We start from the raw sequence: 24,355 nt of genomic DNA, 5'->3' as shown, positions 1-24,355 counted from the left end.
TCATCATTGTTTGTTCAGGCGAGCTACGAGTCGCTCTACGAGCGTTCGCTGCTCAATATTGGCGTCGAATAAATACACGGGCCTTCCCGTTGCGATGCCATAACTTGCCGCAACCGATGCCTGCAGCGTAGTATGCATACGCGCTTGCTCGACATCGATTGCTGGGCGGCCTTGCGCGTTATCGGTGATGCGCTGAATTGCAATCTCGGGCGATACATAAAGAACCCAGATTTCGTCCGGAGACAACGCTTTGACTTGGTCTTCCGAAAACGCAGTGATGCGATACCCGTAATCTTCCTTCGTTACTGGATGACTATCAATAATTATGGGTGCCGATCCGCGGTGTATTTCTACGAAATTCAACAATTCTCTATCGACAGCCAGAATGTCCTGAGGCGTGATGACATCAGCAGAAAGACGGCGAAGATCTGATTGACTGTTAATTTGTGGGCGGCTCCTTACATAGCGCGTAAGTTCGGCCCCATATTCCCACACCAATAATTCTTTTATCTTTTCCCTTAGTAACTGAACTGTTGTGCTCTTTCCCGCCGCAGGCGCTCCCGTTAGATAAATTGTCTTCATTATCTTCCGCTCCTCACCCAACACATGAGAAGGTAGTATATTTTTAGAAGACTACAATAGGTTTCGGAAATTGATGTACGTCCGGACATACTGTTGCACATAGCATGAGGTGAACAAGAATAAGAAAGCGCCTGTCAAATTAGATGTCGTCCGCCATTGATTGATCCGGAAAACGCGTCATCGTGATGGCCTGCGTACAAGAATGGAGAGCGAACTGCATCCCGCCGGATGCCGATAGCCCCGCCGAACGCGAGACACCGCTTTGAAGTTCAGAGGGAGGAACTCGCGAGCAGATCAACACCGGGTACGAGCCTACGGCCAAACGAGTTCAAGGCTCTGGATCAGTTCGTTGCGGTCATTTAGTTGCGCTTATAGCGTTTGCGCGCCATATTGTCGGCATGGCTGTATCACATCGCAGATCACAGGATAAAAATCCTGTCAGAATCCCGAATGCCGTTCCGGCACCCGAGAGATCGGCTGCTGCGCGCATCGCATCGCTTTTACGGGTGACCTCCAAAAAGCAGAGAGGAAGTGTTCAGGTCGTCGACGCCGATGGCGAGCGTGTGGAAGTGCCCCATGCATTGGCCGAGATCATGTATCGCGCGGCTGAGTTTCTTGCGGAGGGGCGCCCGGTGACAGTGCTGCCTGATGAAGAGATGCTATCAACGCAGGCTGCGGCGAATATTCTGAACGTTTCCAGGCAGTATCTGGTCCGGTTGGTCGATACTGGTGAACTCCCGGCGGAATTGGTTGGCAGTCACCGCCGTTTGAGAGCAACGGATGTTGCGGCATTCAAGGCAGCTCGGGACGCCAAACGGGCCACGGCACTGGATCGGTTGACGTCTCTGAGTGAGGACGTCGGCGACTACCAACTCGGAAACAAGCCTCGCTGACAGGTTCCTGATGCCGAACTCTCAAGGCCTGAGGTCGGCGCCGCTCACGCCGCGTCGCGATAGGTCCGCGTGCCCGGCTCCGCCCTGCCCAGTTCGAACTGGGTGACCAGTTCGCGCAGGCGTTCGGCCTCGCCGGCCAGCGTCACGCTGGCCGCCGTGGTTTCCTCCACCATCGCGGCATTCTGCTGGGTCACCTGGTCGAGCTGGTGCATGGCCGCATTGACTTCCGACAGGTTGGTCGACTGCTCGCGCGCCGCGCCTGCCAGTGCTTCCATGAACCGGTTGATATCGACGATGAAGCGGCCGATGTCGCCAAGGGCGGCGCCGGTCTGGCTGACCAGTTCGACACCGGTGCTGACCTTGGCGGACGACCGCCCGATCAACTCCTTGATCTCCTTGGCTGCCTGGGCCGAGCGTTGCGCCAGTTCGCGCACTTCCTGGGCAACGACGGCAAAACCCTTGCCGGCCTCGCCGGCCCGGGCCGCCTCGACGCCGGCATTGAGCGCCAGGAGGTTGGTCTGGAAGGCAATCTGGTCGATGACGGCGATGATATTGTTGATCTGCTTGGACGATTCTTCGATCTGGCCCATGGCCTCGACCGTCTGGGCCACCACCTTGCCTGAAGCCACGGCGCTGCGATTGGCGCTGTCGGCGACACCGCGAGCCTCATCGGCGATCTTGGAGGCTTCCGACACCTTGGCGGTGACGGCGCTCAGCGCCGCAGCGGTCTGTTCGAGCGTCGCCGCCTGCCGCTCGGTGCGGCCGGAGAGTTCGTTGGAGCCGTTGCTGATCTCACGGGTGCCGGAATTGATGATCGATACACTTTCGGAGACGGAAAGCAGCGTGCCGCCAAGCTGCTCGACGGAGGCGTTGAAATCATGTCGGAGCGGTTCGAACTCCGGCGCGAACCGGTCCGAGAGCTTGAAAGCGAGGTCGCCCTCCGCGAGCCGCTTCAACCCAGCCGCCAGCCCCGACGTGGCGACCGTCAGCCGCTCGGCCGCGCTGGCCTCCGCCTGCTCCTGATCCGCCAGCCGGTTTGCTTCCGCCAGCCGCCGGTTCTCCTCGGCCTCAGTTTCGAGCCGGGTTCGGGCGATGGCATTCTGACGGAAGACTTCCACCGAACCGGCCATCAGGCCGATCTCGTCGCGGCGCCCGGCATAGGGGATCGCCTTGTCGGTTTCGCCGCCTGCGAGCGCCTGCATGGATTGGGTGATGCGCTGGATCGGGCGCGACACATGCCGGGCGATGGCGATCAGAATGCCGAGGCCGATGATCGCCGCAAGGCCCGCCAAGGCCAATTCGATTTCGATCTTCGTCTCCAGCGCGCTGCCGGCGTCGGCCACACTCTCCGTCGCGATCTTATCGACGATGGCGTTGACGGCGCTAATCCCGCTCAGGATCGCCTGCTGCGAACGCGCCAGCTTTTCGTCCGTCGGAACCTCGTCAGCCTGCTGCAGGCCGAGACTGATCCTGACATCCTTTTCCCAGACTTCATGCGCCTGGCCGAGTGATCGTACGCCTTCGGTCAGCGAAGCTGCGAGATCGATGCGGCCAAGCTCATCGAGCGATTGCGAGAGCGCGCCGTCGGTTGCGTCGAACTCGGCCTTGACCTCGGTCGCCGGCACGAAATTGGTCATCGACAGCACCCGGTCGACGACTGACGTGGCCTGTCTGAACTGCTGTTCGATATGCGCGGAGACCAGCTTGGCGTTCACCGCCTCCTGCACCACCGCGGCGACCCGGGTCTGGCCGGTGATTGCCTGGTAGCCGATCAGGAATGCGCTGCCGAAGCCGACGACGATGGTGGCCACCATGGGGATGAGTATCTGCATGCGGATGGAGAATTTCATTGCCTGCACCTCAGTTCGGCAGCGTCGGCAAGGGGATGTCTTGCTTTTCGGCGGTCAACGTTCCCAGAAAGGCGATCAGATCCTTGGTCTCCTCTTCCGTCAGCAGGAAGGGCGACATGTCAGGATCGAGCGACGGGCGACTGACGCCGCCGCTTTCGTAATGGACGATCACCTCGTCCATGCTCTTCAGGCTGCCGTCGTGCATATAGGGACCGCGGTAGAGCGTGTTGCGCAGGCCAGGTGTCTTGAAGGCGTATTTATTCCCAGGGCTGCTCGCGTCGATCTTGTAGCGGCCGATATCATCACTCGGCAGGCCGATGTCATGGAACTTGTTGTCGGTGAAATTCCAGCCCGAATGGCAGGCGGAACAGCCGGCCGTGCCGGTGAACAGCTCGAAGCCGCGCTTGGCGCTGTCGGAGACCGCTTTCTCGTCGCCATCCACCCAGCGGTCGAAGGGCGACCAGTTGGAAACCACCGTCCGCTCATAGGTGGCGATCGCCGTCAGCAGCGTCTCCTTGCTGATGCCCTTGTCGGGGAAGACCTCGCCGAACCACTTCTTGTAATCGGGTATGTCCTGCATTTCGCTCACGGCATCGTCGAGCTTGCCGTTCATCTCGGCGGCAGCGGTGATCGGGCCTGCCGCCTGCTCCTCCAGGTTCGGCGCGCGGCCGTCCCAGAAGAAGGGCGTGACCCAGGCAACGTTCAGAACCGTCGGCGCCTGGCGCCCGAGCGCGGTATTGGCCGCGCCGATCGGCGTCTTCACGGGCGTCTCGAAGCCGAAGGACGGGTTATGACAGCTGGCGCAGGTCATGTTCTTGTTGCCGGAAAGCCGGGGGTCGAAGAACAGCATCTTGCCGAGCGTCGCCAATTGCGGGGAATAGGCCGTCACTCCCTGGAAAGGAACCGTCAGCGGCCGTTTATAGGCGGAAAGGTCGGCGGCCGCGCCGGGCTGGACCGCGGCCAATGCGAAGAGGGAAGCTGCAATCAGGAAACGCATCGTTCTAGCAAGTCCAAACCGGTTCTGGTTGGTGCTAAAATTAGCGCAATTGCATTAATGCTCTGTAAAGCAAAATATACCTGAGGACTACACGAAGGTTTTGATGAGTCGACATGGCGATCGTTTACAGACCGCCGAACAAGCGGCGCTCTATTCCTCGATCCAGCACTATGCGAATCTAGCTGACGGCGTTCCTTTTACCGAGAAGGGCCGCGCGGATCTGTTCGCTTTTGCTCAGCAGGGGTGGGGGAGCCGGTGCGGGCTGCTCGAGCACTTCAGCCTTGCCGGTGCTCTGCTTCAGACTCAAGAAGCGCTTTTGCGCGACGAGCCGGTCTTCGGGCGACAGCGGTTCGACGGGTTCGCCGGCAAGGTCATGGCGCATGGAATCGGGCTGGGCGCTGGCGAAATAGTAGCGCCGGCAGTGGACATAGGCGGCGGTCGCCCGCCGCAGCGTCGTCACGCCGGCGTCAGGCTTCAGGAGCGGACGGAGTTCGCTGAAAAGGCCGACGGCAAAGGGAAGGATCGGATCTCCCGCTTTGGCCGGGAGCACGGCGACCGGCCGGATCAACAGCATGTTGATCGCGGTTGCCTTCTCCACGTCGAGCTCGGTTGCCGCAATCGGTCCGCGGCTGATCTTCCAGGGCTTGTCCATGCGTCCTCCATGTAACGTCCATAGCGACCGACTGTGATGGTATCTTGACGGACAGGGCGAGCAATGGAAGTCGCACATCGGCGGTCCGGCTGCAAGCCGCTCGCAAGCGGTGCGGGAACTCCGTGGCGAAATGCCGTTTTCCCGGGCTGATATCACCCGGCCTTCGGCATGCCGCTCCATCTAATCGTTTTTATCGCAGAATATGCATTGACCTCCAGCATCGATTACAGTCCTTATCCGCGCCCAAGATGGAGTGACCGGCCGCGGGGAGGATATATGCGGGTTTTCTCGAGCATTGACGAGCTGCGCCACACGCTCGATGCGCTCAAGCGCCAGGGGCGCACCGTCGGCCTCGTGCCGACGATGGGATATCTTCATGCCGGCCATATGGAACTCGTCACGCGCGCCCGCGCCGAGAACGACATCGTCGTGGTCTCGATTTTCGTCAATCCGCTGCAGTTCGGCCCGGCCGAAGACCTGAGCAAATATCCGCGCGATCTGGAACGCGACGCAGCCATGCTGAAGCAGGCCGGAGTCAATTTCCTTTTTTCGCCCGGCGTCGAGGATATGTATCCCCGGCCGATGCTGACCGTGGTCGACGTTCCCGATCTCGGGCACGAGCTCGAAGGGGCGGTTCGGCCCGGACACTTTGCCGGTGTCGCCACCGTCGTCAACAAGCTTTTCAACATCGTGCAGCCGCAGACCGCCTATTTCGGCGAGAAGGACTACCAGCAGGTCGTCATCATCAAACGCATGGTGGATGATCTGGCTGTGCCGGTGCGGGTGATATCGGTGCCGACGGTCAGGGACGGTGACGGCCTCGCATTGTCGTCGCGCAATGTCTATCTCAATGCTGAGGAGCGGCGTGCCGCAGCCATCGTCCCGCGGACCCTCGACGAGGCCGAGCGCCTGGTTGCCGACGGCCTGACGGATGCCAAGAAATTGGAAGTAAAGCTCACGGAATTCCTCGGTCGCGAACCTCTGGCAAAACCTGAAGTCGTCGCCGTCAGAGACGCTTCGACGCTTGAGCCGGTCAGCTCGATCGATGACCCTGTCGTCGTGGCGCTTTTCGTTCGGTTCGGCTCGACGCGGCTGCTCGACAACCGAGTGGTCCGCAACAACCGGATTGCCGGGGTTATCGGCGGGAAGGGCAAGCCGGGAAAGGGAGTGACGAAATGAGCGCCACCGGATTTCAAAAACGCCTGACGCCGACGCGCATCTGCGCCATGAAGGGTGGCAAGCCGATCGTCTGCCTGACCGCCTATACGACGCCGATGGCGCGCTTGCTCGATGAGCATTGCGACCTGCTGCTGGTCGGGGATTCGCTCGGCATGGTACTCTACGGCATGGAGACCACCATCGGCGTCACGCTCGACATGATGATCGCCCATGGCAAGGCTGTCATGCGCGGTGTCTCCAAGGCCTGCGTCGTCGTCGACATGCCATTCGGCAGTTATCAGGAATCGAAAGAGATTGCCTTCCGCAATGCCGTCCGCATCCTGCAGGAAACCGGCTGCGATGCCGTCAAGCTGGAGGGCGGCGAGGAGATGGCCGAGACCATCGCCTTTCTGACGAAGCGAGGCGTCCCGGTCATGGGGCATATCGGCCTGATGCCGCAGCAGGTTCATACCGCCGGAGGCTATCGTTCCGTCGGCCACTCGGAACACGAGACGTCGAAGATCCGGCGCGACGCGCATGCCATCGGCGGCTCGGGCGCCTTTGCGGCCGTCATCGAAGGCACAGTGGAGCCGCTTGCCCGGGAGGTGACTTCAGCCATGCACATACCGACCATCGGTATCGGCGCCTCTTCGGCCTGCGACGGCCAGGTTCTGGTGTCGGACGACATTCTGGGGCTCTTCAACGATTTCACCCCGCGTTTCGTCAAGCGTTACGACGAGCTCGGCAAGAGGATCGCAGCGGCTGCCGCAGCCTATGCCGACGAAGTCCGGTCGCGAAAATTTCCGGCAGCCGAGCATACGTTCAAGCGGCGCCCGTAAGGCGAGGGGCTGGGCCCGGATGCATGCGGCCGGCGCGTCGATCTATACGCGCCACAGAGCGGGTCCGATGCTCGTTTTGAGAGCCCGGCGGGGTGACGCCACCCACTCGAAGCCTTCCCGGCGAAGGCGATGATGCGCGTCGATCAGCGCAAAGATATCCAGAATTAGAGCGGTCTATACGATTCGCGCCAGAAAATTCCCCCTATCGTTCCCACACGGCCCGGCATTTCCTGGTCGTTAACGGTGCCGCCGTAGCCCTGCCTCGGGAGGACATGAGAACACCAAAGATATTTTGAGCCGATCCATATGACACGCCGTTTCTTTTCCCTTTCCCGCCTGACCGACAATCGCGACGGAGCCGTCGCAATCATCTTCATTTTGGTCGCGGTGCCTCTGCTTCTCGCGGTCGGCGCCTCCATCGATTTCATCAGAGCTTACAACGATCGAATAGATTTGCAGTCGGCCGCGGATTCCGCGGTGCTCGCGGCGGCATCGAAATATAAGCATGGGATGCCGGAGGCGAACATCTCGAACACGGTCAACGCCTTCCTGTCGGCGAATGGAGCGCCCAAGACAGCCGTTGCCGGCAAACCGGAAGTGTCGAGCGATGAAGCGGAACTATGCCTCGACGTCGCGGACGCCGTCCCCACCACCTTCATGCAAGTGGCCAATATCCAGTCCGTTCCGATCAGTATCAGGTCCTGCGCAGCCTTGCCGGGGGTGAAGCAATTGGAGATCGCGCTGGTTCTCGACGTGTCGAGTTCGATGATCGAGGAGAACCGCTTCGCACCGATGCAAACCGCGGTCGCCGGCTTTCTGCAGGCCTTCTCATCCAACGCCGCGCTCGTCGACAAAACCAAAATCTCGGTCGTGCCTTTTTCCAGCCGCGTCAACATCGGCATGGGAAATACGGCCTGGCTTCAATCGTATAATGGAGCAGCGGCGGTTCCCAAACGCTGGACCGATCCGAAATCCGTCTACACTTCCTCCAGCTATAAGCTCGGTTATTGGATCGACGGCGTTACGCCGGTTATGTCCACGTCCACAAATTACTACTGGATGGGTTGCATCGAGCCCCGCGCTGATGTCGATGTCAAGGATGCCGGCGCGATCGGTACTGACGGCATGAGCGATGCGCCGCCGAGCACAGCCGCCTTCGTCGCCATGGACGCCAATCCCAAATCGGGAACCAGTTTCTGTCCGCCGCCGATCACGCCGCTGACCGGCGACTTCACCTATCTGAAAAACGTCGTGACCCAGCTGACATCCGAAGGCTCCACCCGCCTGGACGCCGGCGTGGTCGCGGGATGGTACACCTTGTCGCCGAAATGGAAGGGCGTGTGGGGAGACAAGTCCTCGCCGGCGGTCGCATCCGATTCCGTGCAGAAAGTCATGGTGTTCATGACCGACGGCGAGATGAACACGAAATATGACCCAAGCGGCAAGTTCGATTGGATCTGCTCTCAATCGCCATCGTCAGCCTGCAACAAGGTGGCCACCTCCGCGATGCAGGCCGCATGCTCGGCGATGAAGAAGAGCGGCATCGAAATCTATACGCTGTCTTATAGCAGCGATGCCGATGTGGTGAACATTCGCAACTGCGCCACCAATTCCGCACATTTTTTCACCGCATCGCCGGCCACCATCAAGACCGTCTACGAGACGATCGCCGCTGCCATTCGCGGGGATACCTTGCGGCTCACGCAGTAATCGCGGAGGCTGACGCTTGCGGCTCAAGCCCCCTCCCCAACCCCTCCCCACAAGGGGAGGGGCTAATGTGCAAGTCCTCGCCTTTTGGTCTCCGCCTGGGCCGCAGATTAAGTCCCTCCCCCTTGTGGGGAGGGGTTGGGGAGGGGTCTTAGTTACAAACAAAACCCATCATCCATCACCCCCAGCATACTGCCCTCGCATCGCCTCCGCCGAGCGGCGAACCGCCTCGGAAACCTGCAGTAGCTGCTTGGCCATCGGCGTCGAATTGCGCCAGACCATGCCGATCGTTCGCGACGGCTGCGGAGACGGGAAGCGGGAGATCGAAACCTGCGCCGAGCGTGTTTCGATCGGAACCGCCATCTCCGGGATCAAGGTGATGCCGATCCCTGCGCTGACCATCTGGACCAGGGTGGAGAGCGAGCTGCCTTCCATCACTTCGCGCGGGCGCGCCGGCCCGATCTTGCAGAACGACAGCGCCTGATCGCGGAAGCAGTGGCCTTCTTCGAGCAGCAGCAACCGCATTTCGCGCAGCGCCTCGCGTTCGGGCACCGGCTTGCCCTCGTCTTCGGGCCGCCGCACCAGCACGAACTCCTCCTTGAAGAGTTCGAGCTCGGTCAGCGACGGTTCCGACACCGGCAGCGCGACGATCGCCGTATCCAGCTGGCCTTGCGCCAGCTCCTGAACCAGCTTTGCCGTCTGCGTCTCGCGCACTTCGATCTGAATGCCGGCGAAACTTTTGTTCAGATCGTTTATGATGACCGGAAGCAGATAGGGGGCGATCGTCGGGATGATGCCGATGCGCAGCCGCGTCAGGAAGGAATCGCGCGAGGCGCGCGCCAATTCCCCCAGCTCGTCCACGGCGCGCAGGATCTCGCGGACCCTGAGAGCGAAGGTCTGGCCGAAGGCCGTCAGCTTCACCTCGCGCGCGCTGCGCTCGAAAAGCTCGCTGCCCAACTCCTGCTCAAGTTCTTTGATCTGCATGGAGAGCGCTGGCTGGGAAATCGCGCAGGCGTCGGCCGCGCGCCGGAAGCGGCCATCCCTTGCCAGGGCTTCAAAATAACGCAGCTGTTTGAGGGTCAGGTTCTTCATAAGTTCAGCTTATCGCAGCAATCAGTAAATCCAACTTAAAATTATCATATGCTTCCGATATGAAGACAGCAAGGGAGAGCGGGACGCCCACTCGGCTCGACTTTTGAACGGCAGACAGATCAAGCAATGAAGGAGACAATCATGGACAACCCCACTGACAGCGCAGGCAAATGTCCTGTTGCACATCACAAGGCTCCGACGGCACGGACGAACCGTGACTGGTGGCCGAACCAGCTGAACGTGCAGATTCTTCATCACAATTCCGGCCGCGCCGATCCGCTCGGCCAGGCCTTCGACTATGCCGAGGAGTTCAAGAAACTCGATCTCGACGCGCTGAAGCAGGATCTCACCGCGCTGATGACCGATTCGCAGGATTGGTGGCCGGCGGACTTCGGCCATTACGGCGGCCTGTTCATCCGCATGGCCTGGCACAGCGCCGGCACCTACCGCATCACCGACGGTCGCGGCGGCGCCGGCCAGGGCCAGCAGCGGTTTGCGCCGCTCAACAGCTGGCCTGACAACGCCAATCTCGACAAGGCCCGCCGCCTGCTGTGGCCGATCAAGCAGAAATACGGCAACCGCATCTCCTGGGCCGACCTTCTGATCCTCACCGGCAACGTCGCCTTGGAATCCATGGGCTTCAAGACCTTCGGCTTTGCCGGCGGCCGCGCCGACGTCTGGGAGCCGGAAGAGCTCTACTGGGGTCCCGAGGGCACCTGGCTCGGCGACGAGCGCTACAGCGGCGAACGCGAACTGGCAGAGCCGCTCGGCGCCGTGCAGATGGGCCTCATCTACGTCAACCCGGAAGGTCCGAACGGCAATTCCGATCCATTGTCTTCGGCCCGCGATATCCGCGAAACCTTCGCCCGCATGGCGATGAACGACGAAGAGACCGTGGCGCTGATCGCCGGCGGCCACACCTTCGGCAAGACGCATGGCGCCGGCGATCCGTCGCTGATCGGCGCCGAGCCGGAAGGCGGCGCGATCGAGGACCAGGGCCTCGGCTGGAAGAGCTCGTTCGGCACCGGCGTCGGCAAGGACGCGATCACCGCCGGCCTCGAAGTCACCTGGTCGCAGACGCCGACCAAGTGGAGCAACTATTTCTTCGAAAACCTCTTCGCCTTCGAATGGGAGCTGACAACGAGCCCGGCCGGCGCGAAGCAGTGGCAGGCCAAGAACGCCGAAGCCTCCATTCCGGATGCCTACGACGCCGGCAAGAAGCATCTGCCGACCATGCTGACGAGTGACCTGGCGCTGCGTTTCGACCCGGTCTACGAGAAGATCTCGCGCCGCTTCCTCGAAAATCCGACTGAGTTCGCCGACGCTTTCGCCCGCGCCTGGTTCAAGCTGACCCACCGCGACATGGGCCCTAAGGTGCGCTACCTCGGCCCGGAAGTTCCCGCCGAAGACCTGATCTGGCAGGACGTGATCCCGGCCGTCGACCATCCCCTCGTCGACGACAAGGACATTGCCGAGCTGAAGGCCAAGGTTCTCGCCACCGGCCTTAGCGTGCAGGAACTGATCTCCACAGCCTGGGCTTCCGCCTCGACCTTCCGCGGCTCCGACAAGCGCGGCGGCGCCAATGGCGCACGCATCCGCCTTGCGCCGCAGAAGGACTGGGACGCCAACCAGCCGGCCCAGCTCGCCAAGGTGCTCGGCGTTCTCGAAGGTCTCCAGAAGGACTTCAACGACGCCCAGACCGGGGGCAAGAAGATCTCGCTCGCCGACCTGATCGTGCTTGCCGGCGCAGCCGGCGTCGAAAAGGCAGCGGCATCAGGCGGCAACACCGTCAGCGTGCCGTTCACGCCGGGCCGCACGGACGCCTCCGAGGCACAGACCGACGCGCATTCCTTCGCGGCGCTCGAGCCGCGGATCGACGGCTTCCGCAACTATGTGAACGGCAAGCGCCTGCAGTTCATGAAGCCTGAGGAAGCGCTCGTCGACCGCGCCCAGCTGCTGACGCTGACCGGACCCGAGATGACCGTTCTCGTCGGCGGCCTGCGCGTGCTGAAGGCAGGTGCGCCCGAGCACGGCGTCTTCACCTCACGTCCAGAAACGCTGACGAACGACTTCTTCGTCAACCTGCTCGACATGGGCACGCAGTGGGTTCCTGCCGCCGGCAAGGACGGCGTCTATGAAGGCCGCGACCGCAAGACGGGTGCTGCCAAGTGGACCGGCACCCGCGTCGACCTGATCTTCGGCTCGCACTCGCAGCTGCGCGCCTTCGCCGAAGTCTACGGCCAGGCCGACGCCAAGGAGAAGTTCGTCAAGGACTTCGTCGCCGCCTGGACCAAGGTCATGAACGCCGACCGCTTCGATCTCGTCTGATCGGCCAGCATTTCGCCCGGGCGCAGCTTCGGCTGCGCCCGGGCATTTTCGTCTCTATCGGAATGCCTTGCGTTTCCAAGGCATTACTTCTCCTCCCTCATTCCTGTGACGAGCACAGGAATGAGGGAGAGCGGGGCGCCACCTGCAGACGCTTGAGGCACTGGCCCGAGCCCGAGCATTACGAATACGCGGTCGACAGCGGAAGACCCCGTGTGGGGTGGACACGGGGTCTTCCTGCCGGATCGGTCGGACCTTTACTTCTCCGGCATCATCGAGGAGTGGTGCGAGGTGATCAGCCAGTTCCCGTCCTTGAATTCGTAGGTGTAGGTATAGCGGGCGGGAACCTTCGAGCCGTCCTTCAGGGTGAAGGTGTAGGTGCCGGTATCGACGGCCCAGTTGCAGCCGAGCTTGATGTCACGGCTGTCGATGTGGCCCTTGGGCTCCTTTTCCAGGAAGTGCGTGAAATAGTCGATCCGCTCTTCCTGGGTCAGGCGCGGCTTGTTCGCGAGCGTCGCCAGCAACACCGAGTCTTCGCTGTAATTCTTGGCGACTTCCTGGGGGCTCAGCGTTGCGAGCGAAGCGTTCCAGCGGTCGAAGAGTTTGGCGACCTGCTCTTCGCTCACCGGCGCGCAAGCCGCCGTTTCGGCCGCCGCAGCCGACTGGACCTGAACGAAACCGACGACAAGGGCGGCAGCAATGATGGTACGCATATTTGGCTTCCTATCTGGCGGTTCCGGCGGATATCGCTTCGGTCGACCGCATGACCAATATCTAAGCGGCCGGCGCTGCCGCCCCATCTGCCGGGTGGCTCCGATCCGGTCTGCCGAACGGCATAGATGACATTCCCACCGGAATGACTATCGTGCCGGGCGCGTTCAACGCGTCATTCATTTCAGGAGCAGTCCCCTTGGGCCTGGAGCATAACACAGATACGGCGCATTCGCCTGATGTCGCGGAGATGAGAGCCCTTTACCGGGCGGCGGAAGCGCGGGCGGCACGGCTGCGTTTCATCATCGAAGCGCGAGATCTGCTCGATGCACAAACATTCGAAACGGCCGCCCCGGAGGTTCTGTCCCGGCTTGCCGATTTCGCCGGAGCATCGCTTGCGAGGCTCGTCTTTCCGTCCCTACGGGGAGAGGCGCCCATGCAGCTGACCGTCGGGCAATCGAGGAGCCCGGAAAGCGACGGCATCCTGTTTGCCTCGCAGGATGGTTCCGCTCTCCATCTGACGCTCATCGGCCCGTCGAGAGGGCGCGCCGTCGAGGCCGACGACCGGCAAACCTTGGAGGTGGTGGCGGGCCAGCTCGCCGACGCCTGCAATCTCCAACGGCAAGCGGCGGAGAAGCAGGCGCTGCTCGGCGATCTGCAGCGGCAGCGCAGCGAGCTCGCGGCCCTCGTCGCACAGCTGATCCAGGCGCAGGAGCAGGAGCGGCAGCGGGTGGCGCTCGATCTGCATGACGGCTCGGCGCAGCTCGCCGCCGGCCTCAGCTATCGCCTGCAGGATTTGGCCGCCCGCATCGGCGAGGCGCATGCGCTGAAGCCGGAGATCGACCAGCTCGCCGCACTCGCACGCCATTCCGTCGCCGATCTCCGTGCTGCTATCGCCGATCTTCGCCCGCCCGAACTCGATGATCTCGGCGTCGCGGCGGCGCTGCGCACCCGCCTTGATGCGATCGACGGCATGGAGGTGATCGCCGATCTCGATGCCGGCGCCGACCGCTGGCCGGCATCGACCGGGATCATCTTCTACCGCGTCGCGCAGGAAGCGATCACCAATGTGATCAAGCATGCCGAGGCGCGCCGGCTCATCGTGCGCCTGTTCGAGGACAGCGCGGGTGAAGCCCATCTCGAAGTGATCGATGATGGAAAGGGCATCGGGGAAGCGCCCCGGATTCAGGAGCGGGGAGCGCGGCTCGGCATCGTCGGCATGCGCGAGCGGCTGGCGCTGCTCGGCGGCCGCATCGAGATCGGCGCTGGAGCTTCAGGCGGCACCTATGTCCGCGCCTTCGCACCCCTTCAGCAGGAGACGATATCGGGATGACCGCATCCATTCTCGTTGCCGACGATCATGACATCGCCCGCGCGGGGCTGATTGCCATGATCGGCGGCCAGGACGATTTCCATGTCGCCTTCGATGTGCGCGACGGCTTGGAAGCGGTGGACGCCTGCGCTGCCCGCAAGCCGGATCTGGCATTGCTCGACATCCGCATGCCGCGCATGGACGGCCTGACCGCCACCAGGGAGATCCGCCGCGTGTCGCCGGAAACGCGGGTGATGATCATCACCATGCATGACAGTCTCGATTATCTGGAAGCGGCGATCGAGGCCGGCGCCACGGGTTATCTGCTGAAGGACGCCAGCCGCGACGACATTCTGCGCACGATCCGCCGCGTGCTCGCGGGCGACGCCTTCTTCGACGGCCCGCTGGTCGCGAGGCTCTTGAAGCGCGCCGCCACCAAGCCGCAGACCAACAATAGCGGCCTGGAAACACTGACCGTCCGTGAGCGCGAGGTGCTGACGAAAGTGGCCGGAGGCCTGACCAACAAGGAGATTGGGCGGGCGCTGAAGATTTCGCCCGGCACCGTCAAGATCCATGTCGAACGCATCATCGGCAAGCTCGGCGCCGGCGACCGGACGCAGGCCGCCGTCATGGCCGTGCGCGGCGGGCTCGTCGCAACATCAGGAGAAGAGCAGCCATGACCGGGACAATGTCGGCAACTGCGGGCCGGCGGGCGCTGCGCTTCGCCGACCTTCCGCTGCGGGCGAAAGGCATCGTCATCATCATGGTGCCGCTGGCGCTGCTCTTGGCGGCTCTCGCCTCGGTTTTCATCGCCGACCGGCAAAGCCGGATCGCCGAGGACCAGGTGCGGGTGACGCTGGAGATCCAGTCGGGCATTCAGGAGATCCACGCGCTGATCGCCGAAGCGGCGACGGCGATGCGGGGTTATCTCCTGACCGGCAGGCCCGATTTTCTCGATCCCTTCAACCGGGCCGAAGACAGGCTGCCCGTGGTGCTCGACGAAGTCGGCCGGCGCTTGCGGGATGAGGAGCAGAAAAGCCGCCTCGAACGCATCCGCGCCCTGGTCGACGCCAAAGTCGATCGTCTGCAGCTGCTGAAACAGGCCGACATCCTGCGCGCCGGCGGACGCGAGGATCTTGCCGCCAGGCTCATCGAGGGCAAGCAGGTGCTCGACGTGCTGAGGCAGGAGATCGACGCGATGAACCGGCGTGAGGCCGATCTCCTTCACGCCAGGACACAGGCCGCCGACCGGGTTCGCTCCCTGTCCCGCGGCCTGATGATATCAGCCGGCTTTCTCGGTTTTGCCGGCGCGCTCGTCGCCGTCTTCCTGTTTTCGGCAAGCATCGTGCGCCGCGTGCACGCATTGAAAGCCCAGGCGCATCTCTTGTCGCAAGGCGAGGTCGTCACGGTGGCCGATCCGTTCCGCGATGAACTCGGCAGCCTCGAACAGGCGCTCGAAGATGCGAGCGTCCTCTTAAAGAAGCGCGAGGCCGATCTGACCGAGAGCGAGGAACGCTTCCGCCAGCTGGTCGAGGGTGTCAGCGATTACGGCATCTTCGGGCTCGATCCGCATGGGCAGGTGGTGAGCTGGAATGTGGGCGCCGAGCGGATCACCGGCTACGGCGCCGAGGACATCGTCGGCCAGCATTTTTCCCGCTTTTATCCCGAAGACAGCAGGGACAGCTTTCCCGCGGAAGAGCTTTCCAAGGCAGCCGGCAATGGGCGCACGGAAGCGGAAGGCTGGCGCCTGCGCAAGGACGGATCGCGTTTCTGGTCGCACGTCGTCGTCACCGCGCTGCATGATGACACGGGCCGGCTGCGCGGCTTTTCCAAGATTACCCGCGACATTACAGAGCGCAAGCAATTCGAGGAGGCTCTGCTTGCCGCCCGCGAGGATGCGATCCGCGCCAGCAACGCCAAGAGCGAGTTCCTGTCGCGCATGAGCCACGAGCTGCGCACGCCGCTCAATGCCGTTCTCGGTTTTGCCCAGCTTCTGGAAATGGACGTGACCGATGCCGATTCCAGGGAGAGCGTCGCGCAGATTTTGAGAGCCGGCCGGCATCTGCTCAGCCTGATCGACGAGGTTCTCGATATGGCCAGAATCGAGGCCGGCCGCATGGATCTTACGGTCGAGCCGCAGCCCGTCGCCGAGGTGATAGACGAAGCGGTATCGCTGGCAAGGCCGCTCTGCGGCAAGCAGCAGATCCGGATCGAGGTCACCGCGCCGGCCGAACCGGGTCAGCTCGTGCTCGCCGACCGGCGGCGCCTGCTGCAGGTGTTCCTGAACCTCCTCTCCAACGCAGTGAAATATAATCGTCATCAGGGAAGGGTGACCGTCAGCCACCGCGCGATGGGAGATCGCATTCGGATCGAAGTCAGCGATACCGGCCCCGGCATCCCGGCCGACCGCGCCGCCCGGCTGTTCACCCCGTTCGACCGGCTGGGGGCCGAGCGGATCAACCAGGAGGGGACGGGCCTCGGGCTTGCACTCTCGAAACATCTGATCGACGCCATGGGCGGCACGCTCGGCTTCAGCAACGAGGAAGGCGGCGCCACCTTCCATGTCGATCTGCCGCGCGCGCCGGTGGCGATGGAAGAGCGCGGCCTTGCCGTCGAAAGCTCGCCCTGAGGCGTCATCTTTGATTTGGCCGCACCGCTTGCTATGAACTCGGCATCGTTTTCGACGTAGTTTGGTCCATGACAGATTCCACCGATATCGTGCGAGCCTCGACGATCCTGATCGTCGATGACGAGCCCGCCAATGTTTCGCTGCTGGAGCGCATTCTCAAGCGCGAGGGTTTCAAGGCGCTGATCAGCACCACCGAGCCGCGCGAGGCGCTGAGGCTCTTCCGCGAGCATTCGGTCGATCTCGTGCTTCTCGACCTGATGATGCCGGATCTCGACGGCTTCGCCCTGCTGGAAACCTTCGCAAGGCTCATTCCCGAAAACAGCTATCTGCCGATCCTGGTTCTGACCGCCGATGCGACCCTGCCGACGCGCAGGCGGGCGCTGTCGTTAGGCGCCAAGGATTTTCTGACCAAACCCTTCGATGCGATCGAAGCGGTGCTGCGGATTTTCAACCTGCTCGAAACCCGCATCCTGACGCTGGAGCTTGCCAAACACGGGCTGGCGACGCCGAAATCGGAACGTCCGTGGGCCGATTCCGCCGAGAATGGGGCCAGCTAAAAGCCGGCCCCATTGAATTCAGAACGTCGATCAGAACATGGTGTTCTTGTTGGCAGCCTCTTCCGGAACAGGCTGGATCACATCCCAGTGCTCGACGATCTTGCCGTCCGCGACGCGGAAAATATCGACGATCGCCCGACCGCGATCGCCGGCACCGTTGGTCGAATGCACATGCAGCCAGACGAGATCGCCATCGGCGGAACTGCGCATGATCTCGTTCCTCGACTGGGCGTTGTTCTTGAAAAAGCCCGTGAAGAAGGAAACGAAAGACTTCTTCCCATCGGGGACCCTGGGATTGTGCTGCCGGTAATCGTCCGCGACAATCGAGGCGGCCTCAATATCGTGCTTGTTGAAAAACCGGTCGTAAAATTCAACGACCAGCTTGCGGTTGGCCTCCTCGACCTGCACATCCCGCGAGCCGGCAAACACACCTGAAGGTGCGGCAATGCCGGCCAAAATGACCAGTGCGAAAAGCGATTTCCCGAATGTCATCATCAAACTCCTTTGGTATGGATCGGCGATCCAGTCTAAAAAAGGCCCACGCGGCGTGATCTATGAAACCGCTGCATATCGGGCAAGAAGGCAGTTTTTGGTGGCAAGGTCAGCCGGCGATGACCGGAAGGAGGGACGCCGTGCCTGAAGAAACCGATCGGTCGGGGGCGGGATGCCCGATCAGAGGCGTGCTTGATCGCATCGGCGATCAATGGAGCCTGCTGACACTCAAAGCGCTGGAAACCGACAAGAAGCGCTTCAACGAGCTTCTGCGCGAGATCGGCGACATTTCCAAACAGATGCTCTCCAAGACACTGCGGCATCTCGAGCAGGACGGCTATATCAGGCGCACCGTCTATCCGGAGGTCCCGCCCCGCGTGGAATACGAGCTGACGGAGCTGGGCCGATCCTTCCTCATCCCGATGAAAGCCCTGGTCGGATGGGCCGAGCAGAACCACCCGGAAATTATCCGCGCACGGCTGCGGCACGAAACTGTCTAGGGCGAGGAGGGCGGGCGCCCGTCAGGCGAGCAGCACCTTGCCGCCCGCCCGGAAGGGAAGGGCGGAGTGCAGCGCCTCACCGATCTTTTCCAGGGGAAAGACCTCACGCACCTCGGTCGCGATGACCTTCTGGGCGATCTGCGCCGCCACTTCGCAATAGGCGCGCTGGACATCCCCCATGGCTTCGGAATGAACCCATTCGCGCAGGTGGAAATAGGAAAAGACGATGTCGGGATGGGAGGCCCAGAAGGAAGGCTGGATGCTTTGTCCGGAAAGCAGACCGTAATGGACGAAATGGCCGCCGGATTTGAGCGCAGCGGCGAGGAGGCCGGCGTGCGTGCCGCCGACGCAGTCGAGCACCGCGTCCAGCCCATGCCGGCCGGCAAGCCCCGCTGTCAGATCGCCGTCCGCCCTGTCGACGATGACGGCCTCGAGCCGGCCGCTGAGACGAGCGACCGACCCCTCGCTGCGGACGATCGCCACCGGTTCGACGCCGACGGCATTTGCCAGGCCGATCAGGATCGATCCGATCGAAGAGGCGGCCGCATTGACGGCGATGCGCATGCCGGGCCTCAGCCCGATCTTCTTGTGCAGCATCAGCCAGGCCGTTAGTGGGTTGACATAGCTCGTCGCCGCCTCGAAATCGGACAGTGTTTCCGGAACGCGAAGGCACCAGCTGGGATCGGTATCCTTGAATTCCTGCCATCCGCCGGCGCTGCGGACCGGCAGTACACGGGTGCCCGGCGCAAGCCCGTAAACCTCTTCACCGCAGGCTTCAACGACGCCGCAGGCTTCGAAACCGGGAATGAAGGGCAGGGTCATGCGGCCGGCATAGGCACCCGATATGGTGATGATGTCGGAGGGATTGATCGACCGCGCGAGCAGCCGCACGCGCACCTGGTCGGACCGCAGCGCCGGCAGTTCGGCCCGCTCGGTCACGACGACCTCCTGGGCCGGACCGAATTTTCGCACGACCGCCTGATATTGCATTGCATCCCCCAGACAACAGCGGTTAGAACAGCCCACCAATTTTCGGTGATCGCATGAGTGTTGACGACAGGCCTTTAGCATCCTTCCGGGTCTCGATGCGAGACATCGACGTCTATGGCCATGTCCATAACTCGGTTTACCTCGATTATTGCGAGGATGCGGTCGTTGAGTTCCTGCGGCACCGGGAAATCTTGAGCCACTTCCGCCACACCTCCTCGGGTGTTGCCTATCACGTGAAGAAGGCGGAGATCACTTTTCACAGCCCGATCGACATCGACGACGTCGTCGAGGCAAAGGTCGTCGTCGAAAAGATCGGGCGAACGAGTCTCGCCTTCGCGATCCAACTCTTTCGCCAGCGCGACGACGCCCATTGCGCCTCGGCGGGGCTCGTCTGGGTCTGCGTCGGCCTTTCCGACAGCCGCCCGACGCCGATCCCCGAGACCACCAGAGCGGCGTTAGGCTGACGGACGATCTTCAAACCAGCGAGTGCCCATGCCGATCCATGCGCAGCTTCTTCGACATGCAGCGGAAAGGCCTGATAAGCCGGCCGTGGTGATCGACGGCCGCTCCTTGAGCTACGGCGAGCTTTATGTGCGCGCCAAGGCGATCTGCCGCTTTATCCAGGAATTGCCGCGCTTAAGCCGCCGCACGCTCGATCTGCCCGGCGTGGGAAAACTTGTCGCCCTCAGCCTCGGCAACCATATCGGCTTTGCCGAATATTTTATCGCCGCCACCGCCTTGCCGAACGCCTGCGCGGTGATCGACCCGATGATGCCGCCTGAGAGAATCGAGCGCATCATCGAGCGGCTGGCACCTGACGTGATCATTGTCGACGACGATGCCGGGCCGACCGCCGAAATTGCTCGCAGGCTCGGCATATCAATCGTCACCGCCGGCCCCGAGCCCTTCGATCTCGCCGCGGCGGAAAATGATCTGCCTGATGATGCCGAGGGCATCTTCCTGATCGGCTTTACCTCGGGCACCACCGCCGAGCCGAAAGCCTATTTTCGCTCCCGCGAGCAGTGGCGCCGCAGCCTCGATCGCGGACGCACCGTTTTTGAACTGGAAGACGCGCCGTCGACCCTCTGCCCAGGCGCCCTGGCGCATGGACTGGCGCTTTACGCCTTGGTCGAAGCCCTGGATGCCGGCGGCACTTTCCATTCGGTGAGGAAATGGGATCCTGCCGCCGTCGCGCGCATTCTCGCCTCTGAAGAGATCGAACGTCTGGTCGCCGTGCCGACCCATATTGCCGGTATTGCCAGGGCGTGGGCAGACAAACCGGCTCTGACCTCCCTACGCGATGTCCTGACCGCCGGCGCCAAGCTCGACCTGAACGGGGTCGAAGCCATGCGCCGCCTTTTTCCGAGGGCGCGCATTCGCGAATATTACGGCGCATCCGAAATCGGTTTCATGACCGTCTCCACCCTTGTCGGCGGCGCGGTCGATTTTCCGATCGACCGGGTGGGGCAGGCCTATCCCGGCGTCGAGATTTCCGTTCGCGGCCCTGATGAAAACGATGTCGGGACCGATGCGCCGGGCACCATCTTCGTCAGGAGCGACCTGATCGCCGACGGCTATCTCTGGGGCGACGACGGCCAGGCGTTTCGGGTCACCGAGGCGGGAGCGACCGTCGGCGATCTCGGCGAACTCGACGAAAACGGCATGTTGCGGGTGATCGGCCGGGCAGGCGGCATGATGATATCGGGCGGCAACAACGTCTATCCCGCCGAAGTCGAAAGCGCGCTCAAAACCTGCCCCGGCGTCGAAGAGGCCGTCGTCTTCGGCCTGCCGGATGCCTATTACGGTCAGCGGATCGTGGCGGTCGTCTCGGGAGAGGCAAAAGACGCGAAAATGCTGGCCGACCATTGCGCGCGACAGCTCGCCAGGTTCAAGATCCCCAGGCAATTCCACCATATCGCCTCCTGGCCGATGACGAGCAGCGGCAAGATTTCCAGGGGGCAGGTGGAAGCCGCGGTGATTTCGGGAGACGGTCTTGTCCTACGCCTATCAGCCTGACGAGGATTGGCAGCCGGTCGTGGTTGCCGCTTACCGCACGCCGATCGGCCGGGCCTTCGGCTCGCTTGCAACGGTTGCGGCCGAAGACCTGCTTGCGCCGATCATCCGGCGGATCGTTGCCGAGACGGGCATTGCGCCGGAAGCCATAGACGACGTGCTGGTCGGCAATGCCGCCGGCGGCGGCGGCAATATCGGCCGATTGGCGGCCCTTACCGCCGGCCTGCCGGTGGCGGTTCCCGGCGTCGCCATCGACCGGCAATGCGGTTCCGGCCTCGAAGCGATCGTCATGGCCGCCCGCCTGATCCAGGCGAAAGCCGGTTCCTGCTTCCTTGCCGGCGGCGTCGAGAGCGTCAGTACCGCGCCGTGGCGCGTCGAACGGCCGAAAGCCAACGGGGCGCTGCCGCGCTTTTACGGCCGCGCCCGATTTTCTCCTGAAGCGGTCGGCGATCCCGAGATGGGCATTGCCGCCGAAAATGTCGCCCGGCAATTTGGCATCACGCGCCGGAGACAGGATGAATTCGCGCTCCGCAGCCACCGGCTCGCGGTCAAGGCGGCTGAGGCCGGTCTCTTCCGACCGGAGATCGTCGAAATCTCCACCGGGCACGGATTGCTGGAACGCGACGAATGCCCGCGCCCCACGACATCGATTGAAGCACTGGCAAACCTCAAGCCCGTCTTCCTGGCCGACGGTTCGGTGACGGCAGGCAATGCCTGCCCGCTGAATGACGGCGCCTGCCTGGTGCTGGTCATCAGCCGCGGCATGGCCAAAAGCCTCGGCATCGGCAAGGGCCTCGCCTTCATCGACAGCGCCGCCGCCGGTGTCGATCCCAACCTGCTCGGCATCGGCCCGGTCGCCTCGACCAGGAAGCTGCTGCAGCGCCAGCCCGGGTTTTCGCTCGCCGGCATCGATGCCATCGAATTCAACGAGGCCTTCGCCGCCCAGGTTCTGGCCTCGCTGGATCAGCTCGACATTCCCGCCGACACGATCAACAGCAACGGCGGCGCCCTTGCCCTGGGCCATCCCTTTGGGGCATCAGGTGCGATCCTCGTTACAAGGCTATACAGCCAGTTGATTCGCGAGGACGCGATCGGCGCGACCGGCCTGGCGATGATCGGCATCGGCGGCGGCATCGGCCTGACCGCCATGTTCGAGGCGGTCAGGCTTTCCTGATCATCCCGGTGAGACGGTAGGATATCACGCCGGCGGCGCTGCGAGCGCTTGCGCGATCTCGCCCCGGAGCCACGCACTTCCCGGATCACCATCGAAGCGGCGAAGCCAATACATGGTCACGTCCATTTTCGGCGATTCCATCGGCGGCATGAACACATCGAGCTTCAGCCGACCGATCAGGGTGCGCGCGAAATGCACCGGAATGCTTCCCAGCATTTCGCTCGATTCAACGGCAAGAGCGACCGCCTGGAAGTGCGGCACCGTGACCATGACACGACGCACAAGGCCCAAGCGCGCAAGGGCCGGATCGATCGTACCGGTCCGGCTCCCATCCGCGGAGCGCAGAACATGGGGAAGAGAGCAGAAGACGTCTGCCGGTATAGCGTCGCCTGGACGAATGCCGCAGCTGGCGAGCAGGGGATGTCCTTGCTTTGCAATGCATACCAGCCATGATTGGAGCAGCTTGCGGCTCGTAATCCACTCGGGCGGGTCGAGTGACCGGTCGATGACGATATCCGCTCGGCCATCGCGCAGCATCTCGAAGACTTCGGATGAGGCATGATCGACCATCTGCAAGGTGACGGAGGGTGCCGCTTTCGCCACACGCGCAGCCAGCGGCGGCATCAATAACGTGGAAAAGTAATCGGATCCGATCAACATGAAGGATCGGGTCGCCGTGGCAGGATCGAAAGTAGCGGTCGCCGCCAATGCCTCTTCCATGCCGGCCAATGCCTGTCTGATTGGTTGGCGCAGTTCGAGGGCGCGCGCCGTCGGCATCATCTGATTGCCTTCCCTGACGAACAATTCGTCGTCCAGCAAGGCGCGCAATCTGCCGAGCGCCGAACTCACGGCCGGCTGCGACAGGCCGACCCGCTCGCCTGCTCGCACCGTCGAGAGTTCTGCCATCATGGCGTCGAAGACACGCAACAGATTCAGGTCGAGGGCGGAGAAATTCACCGGCTCAATATCCCTTATACGATCATTCGATTTCCGCGCGGATCCTGTCGGCGATAATGATGAAGAGCAGCGTGGAACTCTATTCCAAATGAGCCTGGAAGGAAATTGCGATGAGCGTCGCCGCAAGAACTGTACGGACTGTAACCTGGATGGACACGACCTACACCATCAATGTCGGCCGGTTTGAAAGTGGCGGCATTCTCGGGGTCTTCGAAGGCAAAGTTCCTGCAGGCGGCGGGCCGCCGGTCCACATTCATCACAATGAGGACGAAGTGATCCATGTGATCGAGGGCGACTACGAATTCTGGTTGAATGACGAGGTCGTTCCGGTCGGTCCAGGCAGATCGATCTTCCTGCCACGCGGCGTGCCGCATACCTTTCGGGTAACCGGCACGTCTCCCGGACGCAACCTCACCATCCTGACGCCGGGCGGCATGGAGGAATTCTTCATCGAGGCGGCCGCACAGGCTCCTCGGCTGCCAGAGCACATGGATCGATTGCTGCAACTGGCGGAACGCTACGGCATCGAATTTCGTGGACCGGCGAACTGGGAGTCCGACCGGTCGCACTGACGATGGCATCGTGCGGCCGCACCTCAGTCCATCCTGATCGAGATTGATGGCCGCGACTTCACTCCGCATCGGCGGTGAGGAAGACGCCCGGCACAAGACAGGTTTCGAACCGGGCCGGGCGAAGCTCTTCGCCCGGCTCGTTGACGTTCCAACCTTTGATCATTCTGCCTATTGCTCCGAAAGTGTGATGCCGGTTGAGGTAAATTTCCTCCATTTCGGCCAAATGGCCGGTCGCAGGGCGAGCCGTCCTACTGCCTTGGCATAGGACGACAGCGACCGAGGGAGAATGGTTAGGGCTCGCGATCCGGTGCATTCTCCTGTCCATCGGCTGCGGCCGGCCGCGCCGGAAATTT

The 24,355-nt window shown here is 62.5% G+C and carries 23 protein-coding genes; 14 read left to right on the top strand and 9 right to left on the bottom strand.

Translation table 11 applies throughout. The annotated features are described in order from the left end of the window. Positions 1-3 precede the first annotated feature (3 nt). The gene (locus BBJ66_RS30490) at positions 4-582 is read right to left on the bottom strand and encodes an ATP-binding protein (protein WP_071092813.1); all 579 of its coding nucleotides are present in this window, start codon (positions 580-582) and stop codon (positions 4-6) included. Between the two features lie 398 nt (positions 583-980). Between BBJ66_RS30490 and BBJ66_RS30485 the strand changes: the two genes are divergently transcribed. After that, positions 981-1,475 carry an excisionase family DNA-binding protein gene (locus BBJ66_RS30485; RefSeq protein WP_071092811.1) on the top strand — a complete coding sequence of 165 codons (495 nt, stop codon included), beginning with the start codon at positions 981-983 and terminating at the stop codon, positions 1,473-1,475. A gap of 44 nt (positions 1,476-1,519) precedes the next feature. Here BBJ66_RS30485 and BBJ66_RS30480 read toward each other — a convergent pair whose 3' ends face one another. From BBJ66_RS30480 to BBJ66_RS30470, 3 genes are all read right to left on the bottom strand, one after another. Then, entirely contained in the window at positions 1,520-3,325 is a 1,806-nt protein-coding gene (locus BBJ66_RS30480; protein ID WP_071092809.1) for a methyl-accepting chemotaxis protein, read from the bottom strand. A gap of 10 nt (positions 3,326-3,335) precedes the next feature. Further along, positions 3,336-4,322 carry a cytochrome-c peroxidase gene (locus BBJ66_RS30475; protein ID WP_071092806.1) on the bottom strand — a complete coding sequence of 329 codons (987 nt, stop codon included), beginning with the start codon at positions 4,320-4,322 and terminating at the stop codon, positions 3,336-3,338. A 178-nt stretch (positions 4,323-4,500) separates the two neighbouring features. Then, on the bottom strand, positions 4,501-4,974 hold the full coding sequence (locus tag BBJ66_RS30470; protein ID WP_049730806.1) for a ProQ/FINO family protein: 474 nt from the start codon (positions 4,972-4,974) through the stop codon (positions 4,501-4,503). 276 nt (positions 4,975-5,250) lie between these two features. Between BBJ66_RS30470 and panC the strand changes: the two genes are divergently transcribed. The 3 genes from panC to BBJ66_RS30455 all read left to right on the top strand — a co-directional run bounded on the left by panC (position 5,251) and on the right by BBJ66_RS30455 (position 8,681). Then, entirely contained in the window at positions 5,251-6,153 is a 903-nt protein-coding gene (panC, locus tag BBJ66_RS30465) for a pantoate--beta-alanine ligase (protein WP_049730807.1), read from the top strand. After that, a complete protein-coding gene (gene panB, locus BBJ66_RS30460; RefSeq protein WP_049730808.1) occupies positions 6,150-6,971 on the top strand; it encodes a 3-methyl-2-oxobutanoate hydroxymethyltransferase in 822 nt (273 codons plus the stop codon). The genes panC and panB overlap by 4 nt, the downstream gene beginning before the upstream one ends. Before the next feature lie 306 nt (positions 6,972-7,277). Then, the gene (locus BBJ66_RS30455) at positions 7,278-8,681 is read left to right on the top strand and encodes a pilus assembly protein TadG-related protein (RefSeq protein WP_210293456.1); all 1,404 of its coding nucleotides are present in this window, start codon (positions 7,278-7,280) and stop codon (positions 8,679-8,681) included. Between the two features lie 168 nt (positions 8,682-8,849). Here the strand turns inward: BBJ66_RS30455 and BBJ66_RS30450 are convergent, their stop codons facing one another. Beyond that, the gene (locus tag BBJ66_RS30450) at positions 8,850-9,770 is read right to left on the bottom strand and encodes a hydrogen peroxide-inducible genes activator (protein WP_049730810.1); all 921 of its coding nucleotides are present in this window, start codon (positions 9,768-9,770) and stop codon (positions 8,850-8,852) included. A gap of 141 nt (positions 9,771-9,911) precedes the next feature. Between BBJ66_RS30450 and katG the strand changes: the two genes are divergently transcribed. Continuing rightward, entirely contained in the window at positions 9,912-12,098 is a 2,187-nt protein-coding gene (gene katG / locus BBJ66_RS30445) for a catalase/peroxidase HPI (RefSeq protein ID WP_071092802.1), read from the top strand. 254 nt (positions 12,099-12,352) lie between these two features. Here the strand turns inward: katG and BBJ66_RS30440 are convergent, their stop codons facing one another. Continuing rightward, entirely contained in the window at positions 12,353-12,808 is a 456-nt protein-coding gene (locus BBJ66_RS30440; protein WP_071092800.1) for an SgcJ/EcaC family oxidoreductase, read from the bottom strand. A 197-nt stretch (positions 12,809-13,005) separates the two neighbouring features. Between BBJ66_RS30440 and BBJ66_RS30435 the strand changes: the two genes are divergently transcribed. The 4 genes from BBJ66_RS30435 (at position 13,006) to BBJ66_RS30420 (ending at position 17,304) form a co-directional block, all read left to right on the top strand. Next, positions 13,006-14,139 (top strand): sensor histidine kinase, encoded by a 1,134-nt coding sequence (locus BBJ66_RS30435; protein WP_244511771.1) that lies wholly within the window; start codon positions 13,006-13,008, stop codon positions 14,137-14,139. Next, positions 14,136-14,798, top strand: coding sequence for a response regulator (locus BBJ66_RS30430; protein ID WP_071092796.1), 663 nt, complete (start codon positions 14,136-14,138; stop codon positions 14,796-14,798). The genes BBJ66_RS30435 and BBJ66_RS30430 overlap by 4 nt, the downstream gene beginning before the upstream one ends. After that, entirely contained in the window at positions 14,795-16,747 is a 1,953-nt protein-coding gene (locus BBJ66_RS30425) for a sensor histidine kinase (RefSeq protein ID WP_071092794.1), read from the top strand. The genes BBJ66_RS30430 and BBJ66_RS30425 overlap by 4 nt, the downstream gene beginning before the upstream one ends. Before the next feature lie 68 nt (positions 16,748-16,815). Further along, positions 16,816-17,304 (top strand): response regulator, encoded by a 489-nt coding sequence (locus BBJ66_RS30420; protein WP_071092792.1) that lies wholly within the window; start codon positions 16,816-16,818, stop codon positions 17,302-17,304. 30 nt (positions 17,305-17,334) lie between these two features. Here the strand turns inward: BBJ66_RS30420 and BBJ66_RS30415 are convergent, their stop codons facing one another. Beyond that, complete coding sequence (locus BBJ66_RS30415) at positions 17,335-17,796, bottom strand: nuclear transport factor 2 family protein (RefSeq protein WP_071092790.1); 462 nt, start codon at positions 17,794-17,796, stop codon at positions 17,335-17,337. A gap of 119 nt (positions 17,797-17,915) precedes the next feature. On the opposite strand from BBJ66_RS30415, the gene BBJ66_RS30410 reads away from it, so the two are divergent. Beyond that, positions 17,916-18,296, top strand: coding sequence for a winged helix-turn-helix transcriptional regulator (locus BBJ66_RS30410; RefSeq protein WP_082336727.1), 381 nt, complete (start codon positions 17,916-17,918; stop codon positions 18,294-18,296). 21 nt (positions 18,297-18,317) lie between these two features. Here BBJ66_RS30410 and BBJ66_RS30405 read toward each other — a convergent pair whose 3' ends face one another. After that, a complete protein-coding gene (locus BBJ66_RS30405; protein WP_071092788.1) occupies positions 18,318-19,286 on the bottom strand; it encodes a zinc-dependent alcohol dehydrogenase family protein in 969 nt (322 codons plus the stop codon). A 53-nt stretch (positions 19,287-19,339) separates the two neighbouring features. Between BBJ66_RS30405 and BBJ66_RS30400 the strand changes: the two genes are divergently transcribed. From BBJ66_RS30400 to BBJ66_RS30390, 3 genes are read left to right on the top strand one after another with little or no spacing between them, the layout of a single operon-like run. After that, positions 19,340-19,750 (top strand): acyl-CoA thioesterase, encoded by a 411-nt coding sequence (locus tag BBJ66_RS30400; protein WP_049730819.1) that lies wholly within the window; start codon positions 19,340-19,342, stop codon positions 19,748-19,750. Between the two features lie 28 nt (positions 19,751-19,778). After that, on the top strand, positions 19,779-21,302 hold the full coding sequence (locus BBJ66_RS30395; RefSeq protein WP_071092786.1) for a class I adenylate-forming enzyme family protein: 1,524 nt from the start codon (positions 19,779-19,781) through the stop codon (positions 21,300-21,302). Beyond that, a complete protein-coding gene (locus tag BBJ66_RS30390) occupies positions 21,280-22,473 on the top strand; it encodes a thiolase family protein (RefSeq protein WP_071092783.1) in 1,194 nt (397 codons plus the stop codon). The genes BBJ66_RS30395 and BBJ66_RS30390 overlap by 23 nt, the downstream gene beginning before the upstream one ends. Positions 22,474-22,497: 24 nt before the next feature. Here BBJ66_RS30390 and BBJ66_RS30385 read toward each other — a convergent pair whose 3' ends face one another. Continuing rightward, entirely contained in the window at positions 22,498-23,556 is a 1,059-nt protein-coding gene (locus BBJ66_RS30385) for a LysR family transcriptional regulator (RefSeq protein ID WP_244511769.1), read from the bottom strand. Here BBJ66_RS30385 and BBJ66_RS30380 point away from each other — a divergent pair. After that, the gene (locus tag BBJ66_RS30380; protein WP_071092780.1) at positions 23,541-24,002 is read left to right on the top strand and encodes a cupin domain-containing protein; all 462 of its coding nucleotides are present in this window, start codon (positions 23,541-23,543) and stop codon (positions 24,000-24,002) included. The genes BBJ66_RS30385 and BBJ66_RS30380 overlap by 16 nt on opposite strands. Positions 24,003-24,355 lie beyond the last annotated feature (353 nt).

It is taken from the genome of Rhizobium sp. RSm-3, from assembly GCF_001854685.1.
Taxonomy (GTDB): Bacteria; Pseudomonadota; Alphaproteobacteria; order Rhizobiales; family Rhizobiaceae; genus Rhizobium; species Rhizobium ecuadorense.
This window is presented reverse-complemented; position numbering and strand designations above follow the sequence as displayed.